Consider the following 24206-nt stretch of genomic DNA (forward strand, 5'->3'; position numbering starts at 1 on the left):
TCTGGCGCCATAGCCAAGTGGTAAGGCAAAGGTCTGCAACACCACAAACTAAGGAGTCAAATAATATATCTATTCCTCCTTAGCTCAGTCGGTAGAGCATGCGGCTGTTAACCGCAGTGTCGTTGGTTCGAGTCCAACAGGGGGAGCTACAAACCCAATAATTGTGCAAAATAACTAAATACGGCGCAGTAGCCAAGTGGTAAGGCAATGGTCTGCAACACCAGTATTCACCGGTTCAAATCCGGTCTGCGCCTCTTAAAAAGCCCAGAAAATCAAGGTTTTCGAGGCTTTTTCTTTTTTCAAAATCCTATAATTCTGTCTAAAAAAATAAGGTGGCAAAATTATAGGAAAGAAAAAGTTCACAATTTTTTCTACAAGTCCATTTTTCCATAATCCAATTCCCTTTTTTAAAAAATTAATTCTAAAATATAAGTTTTCATGCTTTAATATTTATAGATATGTCCGCCAAAAACCGTTAAAAACCTTATAAAATCAAGTAAAATCGTTTCGTAAGGTGGACGATAAGGTGGCAGAATTTTGGTTGTTACAGCCTGTGCCATCATACTGTAGACAACCATTACCTCTGTTAAGCGGATGATTTATGCAATCATAGCATCAATTAAACTTACCTTACGTTCACTGTCTGTATGAACATAAGTACGCATGATCACCTCATAGTTATCGCCAATGATTTCAGCAGCTTCCTTTATTTCTCCCATATTGTGAGTCTGCCGGATCAGATTTGTTGCAAAAGTGTGCCGTAGTGCATGAAGATTATATTCTGGAATCTCAGCACGCTTACAAATTTTCTTTAGCGTATTGGCTAAATTTTGGATTGTAGGGCTGACACCATTTTGCGTAGATAATATCAAATCTGGAAAAACCCGATTTTTATCGTATAGCTCCATCATACATGATAGTGAAAATTCAGCTTCCTTGTTTAATGGAATAGTCCGTAAACTATTTGGGTATTTTGGAGGAGTCAAAATCATTTTAGTCTTTTTTTTGGAACCGGCCTCTCTGTTTTTAACCCTGCTAAGCGTATGTGTGATTTTAATGCCACGCCGTCCTAAAAAGGGCACGATAGAAGATTGACCTAATGCAAGCAATTCACCACCACGTAAACCTGTGTTTAAAAGGAATACAATGGCAGGACCATATCTATACAAATAGCGTTCATTTTTATTTGGACTGGGTTCCATTGCAATTTCTTTTATGATCTGCTCATGTTCTGGTGGGATGATTGAGATTTCCTTTGTTTCTACAGGAAGAACGGATTCTTCCGGCATTATCACCCGATTTAAAATATCAGAAAAGTTTTTTGGCAGTTCGCCGAGAGAAATTGCTGTTTTAATCATTGCAGACCAAAATAAGTAAATTTTCTTTAATGATGAATAACTCAGGATTTCCTTTTTGGCATTAATCGTTGCTGTAATATCATCAGCAGTCAGATTAGAAAATGTTTTGCTAAAAGCATCCGTATCTTTTAAATGATTTTCGTATGTTTTTTCTAATCGATCTAGGCTGGTTTGTTTGAATTTGCCAGCTTCAACCATGAGACTTTTGCGGAATAAGTATTTGTTCGCATAGTCCTGTACTTTGATGTTTGAAGTAATTGCGTCTTGTATTGCCACTTTTATCTTCCAGTCATCTAATAATGCTTTCGCTTCTCCTTTGGTAGGAGCATTAAACTCCTTGTCCGGTAGCCCTTTTTTTCTATATCGGGCAGTCCATCCTCCTCTCTTATTTGGAAATAGTGATCCATCCCCTTTGGATCTTCTTTTTTGTTGTGTACCTTTCGTTGTTCTCGCCATGAATAGTTCCCTTTCTTTAATGAGATATTCATGCCAAATCAGGTATAAGGTCTATTTTAATATAGCCAAGCCTGATTGACAATAACTTTCTAAAGGGCCTAAAAGAATATTTGCTTTCCTATGTTTTTCTTGAGAAACTCCTGAATAGAAGCTGGTGAAGTAAAATATTGCCGCCCAACTTTTGTAACGGGAAGAATTCCACTGTCAAGAAGTTCCCTGGTTTTTGTTTTTCCAATGCCGAGCATGGATGCTATCTCCTGAACGGAGTATGCTTTAAAGAGATTGTCTGTTTCACTCAATATAATCACCTCTATAAATTAGATTAATGAAAGAGTAGACATATCAGGAAACCGTTTCCTATGCCATGTTTCATGCACGTATGAGGTGTTACTATGTAATCATCAAGCTGCAGGCGTGCATTTATGCGACACTATCTGCAGCACCTATATACATTTCCTGATAAGGTATAAAATTATCAAGGTACAATAGCGTAAGACTTGGTTTTGTCTTAACAATTTCATTAAGTAATTAACTGAGATTTTTTCAGATTGAACAGATTATGTACTTTTTATTAAAAATTTTTCTATAAACTTGAAAAAAGAGAGATGGGATACGTGATATTTCAATATTCTAATTGAAGTCATATATGCAAAGCATAGTATTTAAAAACATACAATATATTGTGCATGAAGATTGACATATACTATATCATGTGCTACTATACTGCTATAGTTAATTTTATGCGTACCCATAGGGGGAGTTTTGGATTTGTATAAATCCGAAGACTCAAGGAGAGCAGTAAGGCTGCTTATTCCGCATAAGTTGTTTATGATTGTATAAAGTGTCACTATCTGTCCTTATGGGGCAATAGCGGCACTTTTGTTTTTTCGGTAATATTATCAGGGATATGAGAATGGATAGCGAAGGAATACTTCACTTTTCATTCTTTTTTTATGCCCTAATGAAAGGCAGGATTGCCACAATCAGCTTTGGCTGTTTATGGATAAATAAATTTAAGAAAGGTGGTACACACATGAAAGAAACAAAGATTTATGCAGATGAGTTTTGCACTACATTTGCAAGTACAACGGAGATGCTGGAATTTCTGGCTGAGAGGGCAAAGCAGTCCAAGTGGATTCGTAAGCCTACCAGGATGCTAAAACTGGTTCCATTGGAAAAGGAGGCAGAAACCATTGAAGAAGCCTGTGAAAAAGAACTGGAAGGAATAGTAGAGGATACAGAAAAGAATACCCAGTTGGTATTAAAAGTGAACAAGGATTTTTATCCGGTTCGTGACTGTGCTATCCATACAATTCTGAAAAGAGCCGGCATTAATGGAACAGGATTAAAGAAACTGGAGAAAGCTACTTATGCAAAGGTAGTAAACTACTGTCTTCAGGTAGCGAAAGGAGATGCCTTAATCAAGGTGGCAGATGGAAAAGTATCTGCAGTACATGGCGGTGATGATCATGATTACTGTGTACTGGATATGCAGACAATCTTCAATATGACAAGTGATTATCTGAAAGCACATTTTAAGGGAAGTACTTATCTGGAGGGTTCTGGAAGTTTTGACCATTCCATTGTGTCTGCTATGTGGACTTTAGGAGGAAATCAGGAACTTTTGGATACTTATCACCAGGCTTTGGAAGATCATGGAATTGAGGATAAGAGCCTAGCTCCTGCACTGCGCCTGACTACTTCTGATGTAGCAGTAAGTGGTGTGAATCTGTATCCCATGATGCTCTCGCAAACCAGTAACCGTGTCATTAACCTGGGAAGTCCTATCAAACTGTCCCATGATAGAGGGGCGACCTTACAGGATTTCCGGAATAATCTGGACAAAATTTTTTCCCGTTATCAGGAAGCAGTTAAAGGAATTGTTGGTTTGATGGATATAGATATCCAAAACCCTGTAAACTGCCTGCATCTGATTATGAAGGAACTTAAAATCAATCAGAAAATCCGAAATGAAGTAGTAGATCTTTTTGTGGGACAATATGGAGAAGAACCATGTACCGCTCATGACCTTTATTTTGCCATGCACGAAGCTGCTTTCTTTGCTGCTTGTGAAGGGTTTTCTGCACCACGGATTTTAAAATTGGAAGAAGACATTGCAAAAACACTGGTCTTTGACTGGAAAGGGTTTGATGTATATGGAACGATTAAATTATAAGGAGGAAATGAGATGAATACAGCATTAAATTATCAGCCGGAAGTTCTTGTTGATACAGCAGATTTGAGCCGAGAAGAGTGGTTGGATTACCGGCGCCTTGGCATTGGAGGAAGCGATGCAGCGGCAATCATGGGCTTATCCCCATTTGCGACAATCAGGGATTTGTATTTCGATAAAATTGGTGTTACGCCAGTAATCGAAGAAGAGGAAGAAAACTGGGTAGCGAAAGAAGTGGGACACCGCCTGGAAGATTTGGTTGCCATGATTTTTGCAAAGAAGACGGGGCTTGAAGTTTTCCCTGTACGAAAAATGTTCCGGCATCCGCTATATCCGTTTATGTTGGCGGATGTGGATTACTTTATCCGTTTCCCAGATGGAAGCATTGGAATTTTGGAATGTAAGACCTGCAATTACAATGCAAAAGACAAATGGGCAGATGATGGGATTCCTGAAAACTATGTTTTGCAGGTTCGTCATTATCTTGCAGTCATGAATATGAATAAAGCATATATTGCCTGCCTTTATGGAAACAATGAAAATGAATTTGTTTATCGGTGTCTGGAACGGGATAGAATGGAGGAAGAAGAACTTATTGAACAGGAGAAATACTTCTGGGAAGAATATGTGGAGAAGAAAATAGAACCACCGTATTCCGGGAAGCCAGATCTCATTTTGGCTAGTATCCGGAAATATAAGGGTTACGCAGACAAATCAATTCCTGAAATCAGCATATCTAGCTTGGAATCACGCAGTCTTGAAAAATATCTTAAATTATCTGAAGAAAAATCCCAATTGGAAAAAAGAAAAAAGGAGATTGAAGCGGAACAACGTGCATTGAGCGTACCGTTTGTCGAGCTTCTTGGACAAGGGTGTAAGGCAGTGATCGAGGATGGGAGTTTCCGTTACCGGATTACTTATAATCCTACGATACGCACCCAGATTGGAAAAGAAAATATGGAGAAACTGAAAAATCAGCATCCGGATATCTACGAAGAATACACAAGTACTACAGAAAGCAGGATTTTCCGGATTAAAAAGGAGGTTGCATAATGTTACAAGGAAAAAAGGCATATATCTGTTCTCCGCTGTCTGCCCCGAATCCAGAGGGAGTGCAGCATAATATGGAACTGGCAAAATACTATCTCATGCAGATGAAAAGGCTGTATCATTGCCGTACTTTTGCTTCACATGCTCATCTTCCATTAATGTTAGATGACCGTATCCCGGAAGAACGGGAAACTGCAATGCAGATTGCAGTTTTGATGTTGGATTTATGTGAAGTATTGATCATTTGTGGTTCACATATCAGCGAGGGAATGAGAAGCGAGATTCAGACAGCATTTGTAAAAGGAAAGGATATTTATTGGTATGACTCCAAGATGAAACCAGGGGAATTGATGAAAGTAGAGAACTGGAGGGACATAGACGATGAGGTGCAAATATATACGTAAGATTTTTCAAAATGAGGAAAACGGATATACGGTTGCATTATTTTCCACACTGAATCAGGAAGTTCCTCTTTCTGCCAGGGATAAGTTTTGGGCAGAGAAAAAAATCATTGCGTTTACTGCCAAAGGATATGACCTTCCGCTTACGGATGAGATCGAAATTGAGATGGAAGGCGAGTGGGAAACAAGTTCCTATGGGACACAATACAAGGTGGAAACTTTTTTAGAGGTTGTACCTAGAACAAGGGAAGGTATCTTAGGATACCTTTCTTGTGGTTCTTTAAAAGGAATTGGTCCCAAAACGGCAGAAAGGATTGTCAATCGTTTTGGTCTGGATACCTTAGAGGTGATGGAAAAATATCCACAGGAATTATTAAAAATTCAGGGGATATCTCAGCAAAAACTGGACCGTATTGTGGATTCCTTTGGAAAAAATAAAGTATTCCGGGAATTGATGACCTTTTTATCACCATTTCATGTTACTCCTAAAAAAGCAAATATGATTCTTCAGAAGTTTCGGGATCAATCCGTAGAAATCATTCGGAAGCAGCCTTATATCCTTTGTGCTGTTAAGGGGTTTGGTTTTCTCACTGTGGATGCCATTGCAAGGCAGTGTTGTGCTGCAACGAATGATCCTATGCGCATTTCCGGCTGTGTCAGTTATGTGTTGCGGGAAGCCATGAAGCAAAACGGACATTTGTATCTGGAGCAGGAAATTCTGGTAAAAGATGCCTTGAAAGTTCTAAATAAAGAACCGGATCTTCAGCCGGTGACAGAAACAGAAATTTTAAAAGTGATCTATCGTCTGGTTATGCAAGACAGTATCGTGGTAGAAGAAAATAGGATTTACATTACCAAACAGTATCAGGAAGAAGATGACACTGCTTCTATGATTGCAAGAAAATTGTATGAGCGAATTCCAGTTCTTACGATTGAAAAGGAACTGGAGGAAGCACAGAAAGATTTAAACATAACATTATCCGAACAGCAGAAAGAAGCAGTACGTATGGTTTTTGCAAACCCGATCAGCATTATTACTGGAGGACCTGGAACCGGTAAAACAACGGTTTTAAAGGTCATTTTGTATATCTATCAGAAAAAATGCGGGAATAAAGTCCAACTGATGGCACCAACTGGTCGTGCCGCAAGGCGAATGGCAGAGAGTACCGGAAGTGGGGATGCAACTACGATGCACATGGCACTGGGGCTTTTTGGTGACGGAGATTATGAAGCACTTATAGATGAATTGTCCGCAGATTTTATTAATGTGGATGAGGTATCTATGGTAGATATGCACCTTGCCTATGAATTTTTTTACAAGGTAAAAGCAGGAGCCAGAGTGCTTTTGGTCGGAGATGTCCACCAGCTTCCTTCTGTAGGAGCAGGAGATGTGTTCCGTCAGCTTATTTTGTGTGGGAAAATACCGGTTACTGTTTTAAATCTGGTCTATCGTCAGGGGAAGGACAGCAATATCCCCATAAATGCCCAGCTTATCAACGAAGGAAAAACAAATCTGCAATGGGGAGATGATTTCCAGATGATTGAATGTTCAGGAGCAGATGCAGCAGCACAAATTGTTAAGAATATTTATCTCAAGGAAATTCAGGTGTATGGTATGGAGCAGGTACAGATACTTTCTCCATACAAAGTGCGAAGTGCAGCCGGTGTCTTGGAACTGAACCGCAGTCTGCAGGATGATGTAAATCCTCCTGTATCCGGGAAACAAGAGCTTCATCTTGGCGGTGAGATATTCCGAGAAGGTGACCGAATCCTTCAAAACAAAAATACAGAAGTTGCCAGTAATGGAGATTTAGGTACTTTGGTACAGATTTCTGAGGATGAGGATAACAACCCAATAGTTCAAATCGTATTTACAGACGGACGCAGGGTGAAGTATGAGGCAGAGCAGGTGGAGATGATGGAACATGCAAATGCCATAACCATACACAAAAGCCAGGGAAGTGAGTGCCACGTGGTTATCATTCCGTGGCTAAAAGCTTTTTATCCCATGCTGAAGCGGAATATTTTTTATACAGGGATTACCAGGGCGAAGCTGCGCGTTTATATTGTTGGGGAATGGAAAGCTGTTTGTCAGGCAATTCATACAGATGATACAGGTACCAGAAAGACGATGCTGGCGGCAAAAATACAACAGTATTGTGAACGGTATCAGCCACAGAGTAATAGACAGATCCCGACAACAATTTGCAACCGGGCTGTGTAAAAAAATAGCAAAATAGTTCAATGTTGAGAATTGGCAGGTTATTACTTTATAAAGGGATGTCCTGCCGGTTCCAAAGAAAGGAGCAGGCAATGAGCGAATTATTATATAACAAGTCAAAAGCAGTAGAAGAACTGAATAAAGTGGAAGGATTTTATCCTCTGGAACTTGCCAGAGTTATTTCTAATGAAGGGCAGGAGGAACAACGGTATCTGGATGTGAAATATCGGAAGCTGTGGTTCCGTCTGGTAAATCCTACAGGCAAGATTATCAGCCGGATTGTTCATTTTACAGAAAATATGGCAGTTGTAGAAGCCAGGATTTATCTGGATAAGTGTGATCAGGAGAATAATTATATTGCCAATTCCTTTTCGCAGAAATTTCGTACAACAGATACACAGTTTGGAGATAAATTTCTTGAAATGGCAGAAACCGCAGCGATTGGGCGAGCTTTGGCAGATGCGGGATATGGTCTGCAATTTGCTGATGTAGGGGAAGGTAATGATCCCATGCAGGTAGATGCAGGAATTCCTGTAAACCAGGGAACTTCGATGCAGGCTGCGATGCCGGCACAAAATCCGGCACCTGCAATGCAACAGACACCGAATCAGCCGGCAGGGGCGATGCCAGCATTTCAGACGCAAGCAATGCCAGGACAGCAGATGATGGAGCAGTTTTACCAGGAAGCACAAGCGAATGGAAATACAATTAGCAGGGCAACGGGGAGTGGACAGATGACTAATCCGGTAATGAGTTCGGCAAGTGGTGGTGTTGCACCAACTATGCAGCAGATACCTCACCAGCAGCAGATGCCATCTAAGCCGCAATCTCTGGCTCCCAATATGCCGGTGGAAGAACTGGTGAAATGGATGAGTTATGAGCAGGCAATCCAAGTTGCCATAACAGGAAAAGGAAAATTTAGCGGAAAAACTATGGGGCAGGTTGCGATGGAAAGTCCTTCCAGCTTGCAATGGTTCGCAGAGCAGTATCATGGACAGAACCATTTTATACCGGCAGCAGCCAGAGTAATTCTTGCAAAAGCATAACAAATAGCCGGTGATCATCATTCTTTCCACAGCCTTTATTGGCTGTGGAAGAAAGGAGGAGCCATAGAGTGTATGATATGTCAGGCTTTAACTACGATATCACAGATGTTGTACATTTACTGCAGCTTAGAGTACGGCATAAGAATTCTTCATCGATGGATGTGAATTGTCCATTTTGTGGAGAAACAAAAGGAAAAATGAATGTTAATCTTCAGAAAAATGTGTTTCGGTGTAATCGGTGTGATGCTTCCGGCGGAATGCTGGAATTATACGGAAGACTGCATGGTGTTTCCAGCGCAGAGGCAAATCGGCAAATCCGGGAAGCTCTGGGAAAGGGAGAGTACAGAACAAATTATCAGGTAGCTCCTAAAAAAGAGCCTGTAGTAATTTTCAATGCCGAGTTGGCAGATGCAGATGTCATTGACCGAACATATCAGGAGATGTTGTCCTTATTGACATTAAATGATAAACACCAGGAGGATCTTAAAAAAAGAGGGCTGACGGAAGAACAGATCGAGATACAGAGGTATCGTAGTGTACCGTTGTTTGGAATTAAAAATATGGTACAGAAACTGTTGGAATCCGGACAGACAGTAAAAGGTGTGCCTGGATTTTATGAAGATCAAGATGGGAAATGGACAATTAATTTTAGTTCTAAAAATTCCGGGATTTTAATACCAATTCAATCCCCGGAAGGAAAAATACAAGGATTTCAGATTCGGTTGGATCAGGTAATGGAGGGACGGAAGTATATCTGGCTTTCCAGTGTGAAATTTAAAAATGGAGTATCATCAGGAAGTCCGGTACATGTCATAGGAAACCTGGACGCAGAACAGATCTATTTAACAGAAGGCGCATTAAAAGGCACGATAGCTCACTATTTATCAGGGGATACGTTCATTTGTGTTGCAGGTGTGAATCAATACAGAAATTTAAAGCCAGTTTTGGAAATGTTGAAAAGCAGGCATCTGCAGCACCTATATGAAGCGTATGATATGGATAAAAAAATGAAGGTATATTGTGACGGGGATTCCGAAAAATGTGATGCCTGTCAACGTAAATCAGCCACTTTTTATTGTCCGCATAAGATGCAGAAACGGCAGATTCTACAGAACGCTTGTAGAAAGGTGTATGAAATCTGTAGTGGATTGTCTATTTCCATGAGCCGTATGGTTTGGGACATGGATCCTTATGGTGAGTGGAATGGACAGATCAAAGGAATTGATGATTATTACTATGTATTGAAAAATACAGGGTGAATATGGACCGGGCAAGTTGTCCGGTCTTATGGAAGAGGAGGATTCGATGAAACGAAAGAAAATTTACGGTATATTTATGCTTGTAGCCATTGCTGTTTTTTTATTTGCAGGAGGAAGGATACTGCAAATTTATTTGAATTATCAGGAAAGTCAAAAAGTCTATGAGCAGATGGAAGGGTTTACACAAAAGATAGAGGATCAAGACCTGTCACCAGAAGCGGTTCCAGGGGAAACACCAGAGGAGGTCGCAGAGCAGGGAGTCCTACAGGTGGATTTTAACAAGCTGGAAGAAATCAATCCAGATGTCATTGCATGGATTGAGATTCCTGGTTTGGAAATTAGTTATCCGGTAGTCCAGGGGAGGGATAATGACTATTATCTGCATCACCTGATTACGGGAGAAAATCATAAAAGTGGCAGTATTTTTATGGACTTTCACAACCAGGAGAATTTATCAGACAGAAATTCCATTATCTATGGGCATAATATGAAGGATGGGAGCATGTTTGGAACCCTGGATCAGTATCAGTCACAGGCACTTTATCGAAACTATCCCTGTTTTTATATGTATGTGCCAGGATATATTTATGAGTATCAGATTTTTTCCTGTTATGCAGCACCGACGGATCATCCAGCATATACTTATGATTTTCCTACTTCTGAGGACTATGAAGTTTTTCTGGAAACACTACAAAGAAGTGCTGAGTATAACACAGGGATGACAGTTACCGAGGAGGATCAGGTAGTGACCTTATCAACTTGTGTAAATACCCGAAAGGATTATCGCTATTTAGTACATGGAAAACTGAAACAGAAAATAAAAATGGAGGAATAACAGATGTTAGATTTTGAATATGCAAAGGCATTGGCAGAGGTTGTGCTGGATACAACTTGCAGCGAAAAAGAAAGAGAAGTACGGCTGGAGTGTTCAACCCAAATATTTGGCAGAGCAAATGCTTATTTAAAGAAAGGCTTCTTACCCGATGTGGTAGAGGCTTTTTTTGTGCGAAAAATGAAAGGTTTGCCACTGGTATCGACAAAGCAGGATATGCAGGATTTTTTGAAAGTCAGTACACCCCATTATTTTGGCGGGAAATTTACAGTTAGTAATATTCCGTATTATTCAGAGGAAGAAGAACTGCTACTTTGGTCAGAAACATCACTTCGTGGTCCATTGATTACAGCCGGATACGAACGCTATATGGAACTGTTTAAAAAGATTTTGCCTCAAAAGGCAGAACAGATTAATTTTTTATAAAGAGAAATAATTCGAATGAGGACTGGAAATATATGGTGGTTTAAAGATAAATGTTAAAAATTATTATATAGGAAGAAAGCATCTGTCTGTAGCAAAATGCTGCAGACAGGATATTTTTTTGAAAAAAAGTTGCTTTGTACGGAAGCTCTGCGTACAAGAGAAGTATAAAGAAAAAAAGGAGAGATGATTTTATGATAAAAAAAGTTCGGATTGCGGTAGACCATGGCAATAGAAATATGAAAACCTGTTCCCAGGTATTTACGACAGGGCTTACCATTCAGGATAAAAAGCCTGCCAGAGGGGAAAAGTTCCTGTTCTATGAGGGAAAGTATTATGTGCTGAGTGAAAATAGGATTCCTTATCAAAGAGATAAAACGCAGGATGATCGATTTTTTATCCTTACTCTATTTGCAATCGTAAAAGAGCTGGAGGAAAACCCTCAAATTCAGCCGGAGGATGTCATTCAGGTGGATCTTCCGATTGGGCTGCCACCCAAGCATTATGCAGAACTTTGTGAACGGTATGAAGCATATTTTAAAAGACAAGGGAAAATCCATGATATCAATTACTGTGGTAGGACATATCATATCACCATTGGAGAGGTAATGGCATTTCCACAGGACTATGCGGCTATGATGACTATGATTGAAAAGCTGCAGCAGATTCCCAAAGTAGTAGGAATTGATATAGGAGGATTTACTACAGACTATCTGCTGATGCGGAAAGGTAATCCGGATATGGAAGCCTGTGATTCTATGGAAAAAGGTGTGATTACCATGTATAACAAGATTATTTCCGGGATTAACAGTGAATATGATATTTTGTTAGAGGAAAGTGATATTGACAGTATCCTTCAGGGAAACACAGAGTTTTATGAAGAGGCTGTAGTCCGTATGACAGAAGGTATGGTGCAGGATTTTGTAAAGGATCTGCTGAACAGTATTCGAGAAAGAGGCATAGATACCAAAGCAGCATATACGGTATTTATTGGAGGCGGGGCAAAGCTATTGAGCCATTTTCTGGAACAATCGGACCGTCTGGGGAAATATACCTTTATTGAGGATATTTCTGCCAATGCCAAAGGATATGACAGACTGTTTCAGATTATGTAGAGGAGTGTGATAAATGTGGAGAAAAAGAATCCCTATAAATTCACACTTGGATTTGATAAAACAAAGCCGACACATGTATGTGCGGCAGAGATTTTAAATTCCGTAAGGGATAAAGCCGACTTAATCGCATCAGCAGTGGTTGCTCATATAGATGGCGGCAGTACAGAAAAAGGGGCTGTATTGAACCAAGAAGCTTTGCAGATTATGATGTTGGAATTGGTAAAGCAAGAAGTGGAAAAAGCAATGCAGAATTATTTTTCAAAACAGGAGAATGTTCAAGTGGAAGAAGAAACAGAGGAAGATGTAATAGAGAAACAGAAGATATCTGAATTTGTCCTTGCACCTGAAGTTGCCAAAAGCGTTAGAGATGCAATGAGTGCATTTAGAAATAGATAGAAAAGAAAAAAGAAGCATCGGATTTTGAGTGCTTCTTTTTTGTTGCACATTTATGCCAATTCACAGGAACCCCACAGATTTCGCACAGGTTTCTCACAGATTTCATCCGTATAATCAAAAGTCAGATATTGTCAGAAAAAGGCTTAATTGAGTGGATCCTTTTCTTTCAATGCAGAAAGAAGCCCACGCAAGGTGCGTAGGGCAATTTGCCGCTCGTCTTCAGAGCAGTTTTGCAGTTCTTTCATAATCTGATAAGTAGTAGTGTCCGGTTCCTTTCGTTCATCCTGAACAGCTGCATCAATTGAAATATTCAGAAATTGAGCGATTGGGATTAAAGTTGCAAGTTCCGGATTGCCATTACAGGTTTCAATATCAGAAATGGTCCGGGTGGACACACCGGCTTGTTCTGCAAGTCTTGATTGTGACAGACCACGCCTTTCTCTTTCACTTCTTACCATATAGCCTAATTTTTTCTTGACGGTATCCATCAGCATCCGCATCACCTCACTTATTGTTTTATTTTATCGTAGATTGATAGTAAGAGAAACGCATTATAGTGCATGAAGATACGCAATATAATGTGAATTGCGGGGCAGGAGAACCTACAAGGGAGGAGCATCTATGTTGCAAGGAAAGACAAGGCACTTGTGTAATGATTCGTCAAAAAAATCTTGCTTTTGCAGGGGTGCCAAAAGGGTTATTTATATGCAGTATATGCGTTAATATATGAAGTCACCGTGCAGGATGATGCATGGGATAAGAAAGATGTCGAGCCAGAAGAAATGTGGTTCGGCGTTTTCTTTTACCAAAATAAAAATATCCTTCACAGATGCAGATCTCCACCTCTGAAATTTGGAAACTTATTGATTTCAAATTTCGGAGGTAGAAAATGAAAGAAGAACAAAAATATAATGGATCTAAAACAAGAAATTATTTCACTGCTTACTTGCTGGCATCTATAAGGGGAAAAAGACTTCGGTATCTGGAAAAGCAGCAGAAAATATTATTTGCAGAGGAAAATCTGGAAGATAAAGAATATACAGATGCGGATATTTCTCCAGAGGAAAGGCTGGAATTGGAACAGAAAGAACAACTGCTTATGGAAGAAGCACAGGGGATATATCCAGAGTGGAACGAAATGACGGATATAAGCCTTATAGAAGCCATGTTTTCTTTGCAGGAAGAAGAACGGAAGCTTATTTATCAGCATGTCTTTGAGGAGCGTACTTTTAAGGAGATGAGCATCTTAAATCAGATGACGGAAGAACGCTGTAAAGGTGCGTATTATTGGGCTATCCGCAAAATACGAAAGAGAATGGGAGGAAAGAAATCATGAATTTTAAAGAATTGTTATATCGGGCAAGACAAGGGGATGAAGATGCTATTCTGGAAATATTTGAAATGTACCGACCACTCTTGATTAAAAATGCCTTGGTAGATGGAATCTTTGATGAAGATCTGTACCAGGAATTGACAGCAGAATTGTTGAAGTGCATACGGTATTTTAGGGATGTAGAATAGAATTATAGGAGGTGTAGCGGTATAATCCATACACCTCCCTAGAGCATATTCTGCCATTTTTAGTAAATGGATTACATAATTATAATTGCCAATTAGGCAATAAAAAACGCAATTGAAACAAGAATACTAGACGGGATAAACTAAAATCCCCTAATATAGTAAAAAATAGTAGGAGGAAATTTCGATGGAGATGAACCAAAAAGAATGTGGAATAGTGTGCAAAGAAAATGGTACGGAGCAAATAGAAAAAGTAACAGAGGAAGAATGGAAATTATTAAAACAATATAGAAATTTGTGTGAAGAAAATAAATTAACCATCAACATTTTGATCCAGCGATTATTAGCACACGAGAAAGGCAGGGAATAAGTTGATTAAAGTGGCATTATGTGATGATATTATTGACTATAATAAAAAAATGGAGAGTTATATCGAAAAATATGGAAATGAAAATCATGTAGAAGTCAAAATTACTTCGTATGGAAGTGGCAGTCAGTTATTATTGAATTATCAGAAACGAAAGTTTGATGTTATATTTTTGGATGTGTCTATGCCTGAAATGGATGGATTTGAAACAGCAGAGGAGATTCGGAAGAGTGATACTGATGTTTCAATCGTTTTTTGTACTTCTTATTATACAATCACTAATGCAGGGAAAGGCTTTGAAGTTGCGGCAGAAGATTTTTTATCAAAACCTTTACTGTATAGAAAAGTTGAGAATATCTTAAACAAAATATATAAAAAGAAATTGTTGAATGCAGAGGAAAAATTATTTTTGAAATGTCACGATGGATTGATTACGCTGCAACTTTCCGATATAATCTATATACAAACAGAAAACAAGCTGTTGATCTTACATACAATTCATGGAGATGTGCAAAGTAGCCAAAGAATGAGTGAACTGGAGAAGCGTTTAAGCAAAAAGCAATTTTTTCGCTGTCATAATAGTTATATGGTCAATTTTGATTATGTTGAAGGGGTTAAGAAAGATAGTGTGTTAATCAAAGATAAAGTTCAGAAGTTAAAGACTATTCCAATAAGTAAATATAAGAAAGAAGAGTTCATGAGAGCATTAGCTAGATATGTGGGAAAATGGGAAAACTGAAAATCTATGTCAAAAATATGTTGATTTATACAAAGAATATTGTTGTATGGAAAAAAATGGATTATAGTCCTCATATACTAAACAGAAAGGAGAAAAAACATGGTTAATACTGAAACAACAGAAGAGTTCGTAAAAGAACTGGATTTAACAGAGGAAGAAATAGAAAGTTATACCGGATGTTCTGAAAGAACGCAGAGATGTTTAACTGATTGCCCATGGCCATTTCCAGGGGCATACATTAATGAAGCTAGTTAAAACAAAGAACCGTGTAGCCTATCGGATATGATAGTCTGTGCGGTTTCTTTTTTGGAGGAAAGTATATGTATACAATTACTTTAGAAGTAAACCAAATATGTAATTTACGTTGTACATATTGTTATCTTGGAAGAAAGACAAACCAAAAGATGTCCGAACAGATAGCATACAAAGGATTGGAAATTGCATTTTTAAATGCGGAAAATCATAGAGATCGAAGATTATGGGTGGATTTTGTAGGTGGAGAGGCACTCTTAAGTCTTTCATTTTTAAAGCATTTGGTGGATTATATAGAGGGGCAGGCATTAAAAAGAAATATTTTAGTGACATATTCTATCACGACAAATGGAACTATTTTAAATGATGAGATTTTAGCATGGCTGATTAAATATAGAATTCATTTAAAAGTAAGTATTGATGGAGATGAGGAAACCCATAATAAAAACAGAAAGAGGATTGATGGTGTTGGAAGTTATTCTAATATTATTGAAAACTGTATGTATTTCAAAGAATACGAGAAGAGAACCAAGCAATATATTCAGGCAGCACATGTTGTTACACAGAATAATTATGGGGAAACATTTGAATCTGTTTGCCATTTAGTTGAAAATCTAAATTTTAGCATAGTGGATTCTTCTATTGATGTTATGAATAGATGGACAACCGATCAGTTGGATGGTTTGGCTGATGAATGGGAAAAAGTATTACGTTACTATTTAAAAAGGAAAAAAGCAGGAAAAGCATTTCTTTGGGGACCAATTTTAGATTTGAAGAAATACGGAGAAAATAATGGAGAATCAGGATTTTGTGGTGTAGGTCTTATTCAAATATATATAAAGGTGGATGGGAGAATCTTTGGTTGTGCGGCAAATTTAGAAGATAGTGGGTGCATTGGAGATGTTGAAAATGGATTGTCTAAGGAATGTATCAAAAGATTGAGGAAAATAGGAAAAGAAGGTAATATGTGTTCAAAATGCAGCTTTGCTGTGAAGTGCCAAAGCAAAAATTGCATCATGAACAGTTTGGCATATAGTGGAACAGTAGGTGAACATAATCCTGATATGTGTTATTTTGAAAGGAAAAAGAGGAATCTATGGGAGATATATGCTCCTCAATTATAATTTTTTGAAAATAAAACTTGAAATATGGGTAAAAATACGCTATTTTTATTATAAATACCAACTTATGAAGTGACTGGTAGTAAGTGTTTTATTATATTGATGTGGTGGTGAAAATGAATATAATTAGGCGAAAGAGAAAGGAATTGGGGATTTCTCAAAAAGAATTAAGCGAAAAGTTAGGTACGAGTCAACAGACAATCAGCAGGATTGAAAAGGCAGATATTGAAAATATTCCCTGTAGCTTATTGGTGAAACTGGCAAATATATTTGACATACCAATAGATGTTTTGGTATATGGAGATAATAGTGATTTGTGTAAAAGTCAAATTGAAGAATTATGGGATGTTTTTCAAAAGTTAGATGAGATAAATAAAGCTACGTTATTGTTGATGGGAAGAAGGCTAAATGAAGCACAGATGGAAAATATGCTGAAGAAGCAGATAGGTGATATGAGTGATAAAAATAGCGATATGTGATGATGAAAAATATTTTGTAGATACAGTTGAAAAAATGCTAAAAATTTATGCAGAGAAAAATGGTAAGGACTTTTGTATAAAAAAATATACAAAGCCGTTGCAGTTAATGGAATCTTTAAAAGAAGAATTCCAAATTTTCTTTTTGGATATAGAGATGCCTGCGATGGATGGCATGGAGTTGGTGGATATTATCCGCAGACATGATGAAAAATCAATTATTCTTTATGTATCATCTCATAATGAATTTTTAGGGGTTGGATATAAGTATGATGTCCAAAATTTTATTACAAAACCAATTACACAAGTACAGATTAATTGTGAAATGAATAGAGCATTAAGAAAACTAGAGTCATATGAGCAAAAATACATAGCAGTAAAGAATGAGAAAGGATACTTTAAACTATTTCTTTCCGATATAGAATACATTGAAACCGTGAAACGAAAGGTTTTATTTCATCTACGAAATGGAAATCAGGAAGATGGATATTTTAAAATGAGAGATTTAGAAGAACGCTTGGAAAAATACTATTTTGTACGTTGTCATAATGGTATTATTGTAAATGTCGATTGTATTGAATCATTACATGATCTTACCACTACACTTTATTCCGGAGCTAAAATTTATATTACACGGTCTAGAAAACAAAACCTAATGAAAAAAATGGCAGAACGGGGAGGAAGTGTATAGTGTGTATGCACAGAGTATTATAAAGAATCTTTTTTCAATAATTAATATTTTTCTGATTACATATTTGTTGATTGATAGAAAAAACAATCAAGAGTATCGAAAGAAAAATTGGTATTCCTATGTTTTGTGCATTGGAAGTATTTTTCTGGTGCGGGTAATGGAGAATGGGGTATCCATACATATCGTTTATAATTATATTACGATTGTGATTATTGTCATGTTTATAGGACATTTTTTATTTCAACGGAATATGAAATATTGTATTTTGATAGGCAGTATTTTCTTATCTATTTCGTTATTAGGGCAATTACTAAGCAGTATTTTCCTATATCCATATAGTGGAAATAGAGTATTAGCTGAATTACCAGGAATATACCAAGTGGTGATGATGGTAATTGCAGAAAGTGTTATTATTGCCGGATGTTTGACATTAAAGAAAATTATAGAAAGAATTCCACCGCATTTATCAAGCATTAATGTGATGACAATTTTCATCCCGTTATTGCTTAATATTATAGTTATGGCAGTATGTACCGATAACCTATATAATGATAAAAAGGTAATTATTGGAAACATATGGTCAGTTATTACAATATCAATAGTTCCTATTGTTATGTTTTTAGGAACTGTCTGTAACATAGTGATTTTGGAGAACTACTTAAATGTAAAAAAAATCGAAAATGAAAAAAAGCTTCAAATAAGTGAGATGAGCTTGCAGTATGATTATTATATGAAACAATCGAAAGATATGGAAAATATCCGCAGGCTTTCCCATGATATAAAAAATCATTTGGAGGCATTGAAAGAAAATATAGAGCCAGAACAAAAAATAGAGTATATTAATGGTATTGAACGTAAATTAAATAAGTATCAAAGTTACTATAAATCAGGGAATACTTTTATTGATAATTTGCTTCATACGAAACGATTGGAGGCTATCGAAAAGGGAATTGAATTTAAGGTGTTTGCCGATTTTACAGAGTTTCGACAGATAAGAAATGAGGATTTATGTGTCATAATTTCGAATACAATAGATAACGCATTAAGAGAATGCCGGTTAATGAAAGAAGAAAATCCTATGGTAGAGTGTTTAGTACAGTTAAAGGCTAAAAAAGTAAAGGGGTTCTTGTCAATTTTATGTGAAAATAGCCTAAGAGATTCACAAGTACGTTATCTGCGAGAAAATGCAACACTGGAAACATCAAAGGAAGATAAGAAAAATCATGGGTTTGGTGTCAAAAATATTAAAAGTGTGGTGAAAGATTATGGAGGAGAAGTATCATTTAGTGTTTTAGATGATATGTTTTCTGTTTCTGTGATTATTCCGATAGAAATATAGTGTGACAAGATGGTGCTTATGGAAAATAAGTGCCATTTTTATTGGTCCAGGCAGGGCATAAAAAATGCAAACTAAACAAATTATATGTTTTTTCTTGAAGCAGGATGTAAAATAAAGAAAAAAGAAGAGGAGGCATGGGTATGCGAAAAAAAATGAAACTATTTATTGCCATGGTATCAGTGGGGGCTTTATTGGGAACGATGCCAGTTATGGCAGCGGAACAACCAGAACTTCCAACGAAAGTGCAGGATATTGCGAATGGTTCTGATGAACTTTACGGGGAAGGAGTTCCGATTGAGCATGGCACAAATCCAGATGAAAGATTTTCGTCTGGTGGGGTAGATCATACACATCAGTATATTGTTGCAAACGCACTTAAAATTCTGAGCAATGATAAAGGAAATAGTGCATTCAATGGTGAGCTGAACTCATCTATTCTTATGGAGGCAACCGACTGGCCGGATAAACTTGGAAATGAAACAGATGCAGGAACTTTTGCAGGACACTTTTATGATCCTGATACTGGAAAAAACTGGCTTGGTCAAAAATCTCCGACAGCTAGGACAAGAGCAGAGTCATATTTTCAGGCAGCAGTAAATGCGTATCGTGCAGGAGATGTACAATTGGCTATGTCAAACTTAGGAAAAGGCACCCATTATGTATCAGACTTAAATGAACCGCATCATGCATCGAACTTGACAGCAGTAAACAGCAATCATTCCGCTTTTGAAAAATATGTTGATAAAAACCGTAAATCTTACACAATAGCAGGAAATTCGTTTGGCTCATCCGTATATACAACCGCATTAAATACATCAACAGGAGATTTGATGTATTCCGCAGCAAAACATGCGAAAGGGCTTGCGGCGGATGCTCAAAAGGAAAGTTCCTATGATAGTGCAGGCAGACAATCTGTGCAGCATGCTATACAGACGGTAACTCAATATATGTATAAATTTGGAAAAGAAGTTGGAATCTATTAATAAGAGTTTTTCAGGTCTTGGTATTAAGAATATCGAGGCCTGTTTTTTATGCCATTTAGACACTAAAATACGCAAAATAATCAAAATATATGGCGAGATAGGAGAATTTGATTAAAATTGTTTTTAGTATATTCAAGAAAGGAGTAGACAGATATGTATAATTTCACATTATATATGACAACAGATTGTAATTTTAAATGTCAGTATTGTTATGAAGACTACCATAACCATTATCAGTTGAATGAAAAAACACTTGTGGACTCTTTGGAGTTTATGATGAATTATGGGGATAGAGGGAAAGTCTTGATTGATTTTTTGGGCGGTGAGCCTTTGCTGAAGAAAGATTTAATTTACAAGGCAGTAGCCTATATCAAAGATAATTATCCGGAAAGGGAAGTAAAGTATTATATTACTACCAACTGTTCCATGATGGATGATCGGTTCATTGCATTTATGAAAGAAAATCATTTTACAGTACGCCTTAGTTTTGATGGGAATAAGGAAACCCATGATTTGAACAGAGTTGCGAAAGATGGAGTTTCTTGCTATGAAAAAATTTTTGAGAATATCATGAAGGTAAAGGATAGTGGATTGAATTTTTCTGTAAGAATGACGGTCACAGAAAATACCATTCCGTATATGTTCGAAAATATCTGTTACCTGCATGAGCATGGATTGGATAACATCTGTATGATTATGGATGTATATTTAAAAATATGTGATGAGCTGAAGGCAGAATTTGAAAAGCAGGTGGGACAAATTTTGCGGTACTATTTGGCTGAGGCAGCAGCGGGCAGAGTTTTTACTATAGATCAATTTGATGGAAAAATGTTTAATATGTTGTGTGATTTTGGGAACTGCTTTGGCATGTGCGATGCCGGAATTGGAAATTTCAAGATCTTTCCGAATGGTCAGATATATCCATGTGGATTTCTTACAAGTAATGAAAAATATTGTATAGGTAATATCAAGGAAGGCGTTGATATAAGAAAGGCAAAATTAATAGCAATGTCGAACTTTGATAAAACCGATCCGAAGTGCAAGGGATGCACAATCCGAGATTTTTGTCATGGTATGAAATGCGGATATATGAATTTTATCAATACAGGGAAGATTAATGTACCATCGGATGCAGAGTGTATTTTTGAACATATCTTTTATAAGGCAATGGTGCAGATTCTTGAATATTATTTACAGCAGCCGATTGAAATAGTTAGAGAAAAATTAGGAGTGTATATAGACTATATCCAGGAGGAAGATTTAAAATTCAGTGAGTTCGGAGAGAAGATTGCCAAGAGGTTAAGCGATGAAAAGTAAAGAAAGCCGTCCATATCTTGGATTTTTAAAAGAGTATGCTTTTAAGAAAAAGTTACTACCTTCCTATATTTTAACAATAGCAACGATTGTGTTAACGGCGGGAGTTTCTTTGGTGCGTCCGGAGCTGCAGGGAAAAGTGATAGATGATTTGGGGAATCCACATAGTACCAGTTTATCTGCGTTTATGCTCCTTCTGGTGGTGTTCCTGGGCATGTTACTGCTGAACTACCTTATGAATTATGTACAGCGTTATATCGTGGCTGTTATTTCGGAAGAGATAGCAGCAGATATGCGACAAAAGGTAGAAGATAAATTATCAACAGTAAGCGTGAATTTTTTTGAGAAGATAAAGCTAAGTGACATTTTGCTGAAAGTAGATAAAGATGTTTCAGCAGTGAAACAATGTGGAATCACAAGTATTATCACATTGGTTTCCAATATTGTTATCCTGGTGGTTGTTCCTCCATATATGTTTTCTATCCATAAGGGGATTGCCGTATCCAATATTATCTTACTTGTCAGTGTTCCTTTTATTAGTAGAATCCTGGGGAAATTGATACAGGAAACCAGTGGTCAAGTTTTGGAAGGATATAACAGCATAACCAATGTTCTGACAAACACCTATGATAATTGGTTTATTACAAGACTCTTTCAATGTGGGCAATATGTGCATGATATGTACTTTGAGAAAAATCAGAAATACAAAAAAGAGACGAATCGCCAGAATTTGTTGTACATATTGAATACATCTACGATACTCGTGATTCAGTTTATAGGAACAGTCATAATTTGGGTAGTCGGTGCACAAGAAGTATTTAAAGGAAATATGACCATAGGTACCATTATGGCCTTGATGAATTACCAGACAATTATTATGAATCCTATTATTGGAATCGCACAGTTTGCTAACGAGTATCATACAGCCGTAGTTTCCTTAAAGGATATCAATGGTTTGCTTCAGTATCCGGATCAGAAACAAGGAGATGGAGAGAAAGTAACAACAGTTAACAACATTTCCTTAGAAGAGATGAGCTTTTCTTATACAGAGTCGAATAAGAAGGTATTTGACCGGCTCAATTTGAAGTTCGAAAAAGGCACTCTTTACGGAGTTCATGGAAAAAGTGGACAAGGCAAAAGCACTCTGTTCAAAATTATAACAGGTGTGTATCAACCGACAGAAGGAAAAGTAGTTGTGAATAACACAGATTTGCAGGAATTAGATATTAACAGCTATTGGGAAAATACAGGATATGTTATGCAGCGTACACAGTTCTTCAATGATACGGTAAGACGGAATATGGGATTACTACATATTGTTTCGGAAGAAGAAATGGATACAGTGGCAAAGTGCTTGGATTTGTATGATGAAATCCATACTTTAGAAATGGTATGGGATACCGAGATAAAGATAGATCCATGCAATTTCTCAGAAGGACAAATGCGGCGTTTAGATATTATGAGGAATATTTTGAAAAATTCACAAATTCTGATTTTTGATGAAGCGACAGCAAATATTGATGAAAAACGAAGAGGGCGTTTTTATCAATTATTGCATGCGTTATCAAGGGAGAAAATTATTATTTTTTCTACGCACAATCTGGAAGAATTGCGAGAAGCAGATATTATTGTGGATTTGGAGAAGCTACATATAAGGCAGGTGAGTGAAAAGTGAGGATAGGTGTGTTGGATTCCAATGGATCTTTTGATAATCCTTTTTTTCAGGATAAGAAAATTGTAAAAATAGACTGCAAGTGGAAAGGTCAGGAATACAGTAAAGATGCCTTTGGATTTACCCATGCGGAATATGTCTGTTCTTTTATTTTAAAGGAAAACCCAGAAGCTGAAATTGTTCTGGTACCCATTGTGAGGAAGAACAAAAAGAGTACGGTTCTGGATATGATAGAAGGTATTGAATTACTGATAGAGGAACAGGTAGACATAATTAATATGAGTATGGGAGATGAGTACAAATATCACAAAGAAATAGAGGAGGTATGTAGAGCAGCTACAGAAAAGGGGATTTTGATTGTGGCAGCATACTCTAATCAGCAAGTAGAAGCAACCTATCCGGCTTCCTTCCCTTTTGTAATGGGAATAAGATGCCTGGACATAGAGAATCCTTTACAGGTTTTCCAATATGATGGGATAGGAAAGGATGTGATTTTTTCCTCTAAATTTTTTTCTCTTTATCATTTAGGCATTCCTAAGTTTTATCAGGGCAATAGCTTTGGGTGTGCTGTAATAACAGGGTATTTAAGCAATTATGAGGATGAACATGAACAGGCAATTTTACAGTTTACTCTCAACACTTTGAATCACTATTATCCATATCAAACATTGAAGCAGAAACAGTGTTATTTTCTAACGAACCGTATAGAAGAACCTTTAGAGCAGCATTTCATACGGGAAGTAACGAGAACAGAGAGATGTGATACTTTTGAAAGTGGAATGGAAAAATTGAGAAATATAAAAACAGCAGAACAGTATCCGGTGCTATTTATTGATCACAACAATTATCAGGAAATATGTGAGTATAAAGAGAGAATCAGGGTATATGCCATGGAAAATCCGAAGACAGAAATTATTTTGCGATATCCCTTATTTAATATGGTGGAAAGATTGGATTTCCAGAAGAAAACAAATAGAAATTTGAACCAATTTACAGTTTAGGAG

At 37.2% G+C, this 24206-nt stretch carries 26 protein-coding genes and 2 tRNA genes; 25 read left to right on the plus strand and 3 right to left on the minus strand.

The window, feature by feature from the left end; genetic code table 11:
• Nucleotides 1–73 precede the first annotated feature (73 nt).
• A tRNA-Asn gene (locus PG840_RS13270) sits at nt 74–146 on the plus strand.
• A 36-nt stretch (nt 147–182) separates the two neighbouring features.
• Nucleotides 183–254: transfer RNA gene (locus tag PG840_RS13275), tRNA-Cys, on the plus strand.
• A gap of 345 nt (nt 255–599) precedes the next feature.
• Here the strand turns inward: PG840_RS13275 and PG840_RS13280 are convergent.
• The gene (locus tag PG840_RS13280; RefSeq protein WP_059085258.1) at nt 600–1814 is read right to left on the minus strand and encodes a site-specific integrase; all 1215 of its coding nucleotides are present in this window, start codon (nt 1812–1814) and stop codon (nt 600–602) included.
• Between the two features lie 98 nt (nt 1815–1912).
• The gene (locus PG840_RS13285; RefSeq protein WP_243148421.1) at nt 1913–2113 is read right to left on the minus strand and encodes a helix-turn-helix domain-containing protein; all 201 of its coding nucleotides are present in this window, start codon (nt 2111–2113) and stop codon (nt 1913–1915) included.
• Between the two features lie 734 nt (nt 2114–2847).
• Between PG840_RS13285 and PG840_RS13290 the strand changes: the two genes are divergently transcribed.
• The 10 genes from PG840_RS13290 (at nt 2848) to PG840_RS13335 (ending at nt 12730) form a co-directional block, all read left to right on the plus strand.
• Nucleotides 2848–3990: a transposase gene (locus PG840_RS13290; protein WP_117843944.1), complete on the plus strand. Its 1143-nt coding sequence runs from the start codon at nt 2848–2850 to the stop codon at nt 3988–3990.
• Between the two features lie 12 nt (nt 3991–4002).
• A complete protein-coding gene (locus PG840_RS13295) occupies nt 4003–5040 on the plus strand; it encodes a YqaJ viral recombinase family nuclease (RefSeq protein ID WP_117843946.1) in 1038 nt (345 codons plus the stop codon).
• Entirely contained in the window at nt 5040–5441 is a 402-nt protein-coding gene (locus PG840_RS13300; protein WP_117843947.1) for a DUF7768 domain-containing protein, read from the plus strand. The genes PG840_RS13295 and PG840_RS13300 overlap by 1 nt, the downstream gene beginning before the upstream one ends.
• Entirely contained in the window at nt 5419–7662 is a 2244-nt protein-coding gene (gene recD2, locus PG840_RS13305) for an SF1B family DNA helicase RecD2 (RefSeq protein WP_025581132.1), read from the plus strand. The genes PG840_RS13300 and recD2 overlap by 23 nt, the downstream gene beginning before the upstream one ends.
• Before the next feature lie 89 nt (nt 7663–7751).
• Nucleotides 7752–8705, plus strand: coding sequence for a hypothetical protein (locus PG840_RS13310; protein WP_173684405.1), 954 nt, complete (start codon nt 7752–7754; stop codon nt 8703–8705).
• Between the two features lie 77 nt (nt 8706–8782).
• The gene (locus PG840_RS13315) at nt 8783–9964 is read left to right on the plus strand and encodes a CHC2 zinc finger domain-containing protein (RefSeq protein WP_179976651.1); all 1182 of its coding nucleotides are present in this window, start codon (nt 8783–8785) and stop codon (nt 9962–9964) included.
• A gap of 46 nt (nt 9965–10010) precedes the next feature.
• The gene (gene srtB / locus PG840_RS13320; RefSeq protein WP_226824566.1) at nt 10011–10799 is read left to right on the plus strand and encodes a class B sortase; all 789 of its coding nucleotides are present in this window, start codon (nt 10011–10013) and stop codon (nt 10797–10799) included.
• 3 nt (nt 10800–10802) lie between these two features.
• Nucleotides 10803–11222, plus strand: a complete 420-nt coding sequence (locus PG840_RS13325; protein ID WP_117843950.1) for a hypothetical protein — start codon at nt 10803–10805, stop codon at nt 11220–11222.
• A gap of 191 nt (nt 11223–11413) precedes the next feature.
• A complete protein-coding gene (locus PG840_RS13330; RefSeq protein WP_117843951.1) occupies nt 11414–12334 on the plus strand; it encodes a ParM/StbA family protein in 921 nt (306 codons plus the stop codon).
• Between the two features lie 15 nt (nt 12335–12349).
• On the plus strand, nt 12350–12730 hold the full coding sequence (locus PG840_RS13335; protein ID WP_226824567.1) for a stage III sporulation protein AF: 381 nt from the start codon (nt 12350–12352) through the stop codon (nt 12728–12730).
• 143 nt (nt 12731–12873) lie between these two features.
• Here PG840_RS13335 and PG840_RS13340 read toward each other — a convergent pair whose 3' ends face one another.
• On the minus strand, nt 12874–13224 hold the full coding sequence (locus PG840_RS13340) for a helix-turn-helix domain-containing protein (protein WP_004223831.1): 351 nt from the start codon (nt 13222–13224) through the stop codon (nt 12874–12876).
• A gap of 395 nt (nt 13225–13619) precedes the next feature.
• On the opposite strand from PG840_RS13340, the gene PG840_RS13345 reads away from it, so the two are divergent.
• The 13 genes from PG840_RS13345 to PG840_RS13405 all read left to right on the plus strand — a co-directional run bounded on the left by PG840_RS13345 (nt 13620) and on the right by PG840_RS13405 (nt 24203).
• On the plus strand, nt 13620–14066 hold the full coding sequence (locus PG840_RS13345; RefSeq protein ID WP_117843953.1) for a sigma-70 family RNA polymerase sigma factor: 447 nt from the start codon (nt 13620–13622) through the stop codon (nt 14064–14066).
• Nucleotides 14063–14251: a helix-turn-helix domain-containing protein gene (locus tag PG840_RS13350; RefSeq protein ID WP_054337518.1), complete on the plus strand. Its 189-nt coding sequence runs from the start codon at nt 14063–14065 to the stop codon at nt 14249–14251. Before PG840_RS13345 ends, PG840_RS13350 begins: the two co-directional genes overlap by 4 nt.
• Before the next feature lie 184 nt (nt 14252–14435).
• On the plus strand, nt 14436–14618 hold the full coding sequence (locus PG840_RS13355; protein ID WP_005342250.1) for a hypothetical protein: 183 nt from the start codon (nt 14436–14438) through the stop codon (nt 14616–14618).
• Nucleotides 14619–14628: 10 nt separating this feature from the next.
• On the plus strand, nt 14629–15354 hold the full coding sequence (locus PG840_RS13360) for a LytR/AlgR family response regulator transcription factor (RefSeq protein WP_226824573.1): 726 nt from the start codon (nt 14629–14631) through the stop codon (nt 15352–15354).
• A 99-nt stretch (nt 15355–15453) separates the two neighbouring features.
• Nucleotides 15454–15609 carry a hypothetical protein gene (locus PG840_RS13365; protein WP_054337519.1) on the plus strand — a complete coding sequence of 52 codons (156 nt, stop codon included), beginning with the start codon at nt 15454–15456 and terminating at the stop codon, nt 15607–15609.
• A gap of 65 nt (nt 15610–15674) precedes the next feature.
• Complete coding sequence (locus PG840_RS13370; protein ID WP_054337520.1) at nt 15675–16730, plus strand: radical SAM protein; 1056 nt, start codon at nt 15675–15677, stop codon at nt 16728–16730.
• A gap of 113 nt (nt 16731–16843) precedes the next feature.
• Nucleotides 16844–17206 carry a helix-turn-helix domain-containing protein gene (locus PG840_RS13375; protein WP_054337521.1) on the plus strand — a complete coding sequence of 121 codons (363 nt, stop codon included), beginning with the start codon at nt 16844–16846 and terminating at the stop codon, nt 17204–17206.
• Nucleotides 17184–17894 carry a LytR/AlgR family response regulator transcription factor gene (locus PG840_RS13380; protein WP_054337522.1) on the plus strand — a complete coding sequence of 237 codons (711 nt, stop codon included), beginning with the start codon at nt 17184–17186 and terminating at the stop codon, nt 17892–17894. The genes PG840_RS13375 and PG840_RS13380 overlap by 23 nt, the downstream gene beginning before the upstream one ends.
• Nucleotide 17895: 1 nt before the next feature.
• Nucleotides 17896–19233, plus strand: coding sequence for a sensor histidine kinase (locus tag PG840_RS13385; RefSeq protein WP_114002298.1), 1338 nt, complete (start codon nt 17896–17898; stop codon nt 19231–19233).
• 140 nt (nt 19234–19373) lie between these two features.
• Nucleotides 19374–20216: a zinc dependent phospholipase C family protein gene (locus PG840_RS13390; RefSeq protein ID WP_226824568.1), complete on the plus strand. Its 843-nt coding sequence runs from the start codon at nt 19374–19376 to the stop codon at nt 20214–20216.
• Between the two features lie 153 nt (nt 20217–20369).
• Entirely contained in the window at nt 20370–21533 is a 1164-nt protein-coding gene (locus PG840_RS13395) for a radical SAM/SPASM domain-containing protein (protein WP_054350812.1), read from the plus strand.
• On the plus strand, nt 21523–23205 hold the full coding sequence (locus PG840_RS13400; RefSeq protein WP_117843954.1) for an ABC transporter ATP-binding protein: 1683 nt from the start codon (nt 21523–21525) through the stop codon (nt 23203–23205). The genes PG840_RS13395 and PG840_RS13400 overlap by 11 nt, the downstream gene beginning before the upstream one ends.
• An 8-nt stretch (nt 23206–23213) precedes the next feature.
• Nucleotides 23214–24203 carry a S8 family serine peptidase gene (locus PG840_RS13405; protein WP_244807031.1) on the plus strand — a complete coding sequence of 330 codons (990 nt, stop codon included), beginning with the start codon at nt 23214–23216 and terminating at the stop codon, nt 24201–24203.
• Nucleotides 24204–24206 lie beyond the last annotated feature (3 nt).

It is taken from the genome of Coprococcus sp. AM97-35, assembly GCF_027697525.1.
Lineage (GTDB): Bacteria > Bacillota > Clostridia > Lachnospirales > Lachnospiraceae > Allocoprococcus > Allocoprococcus comes.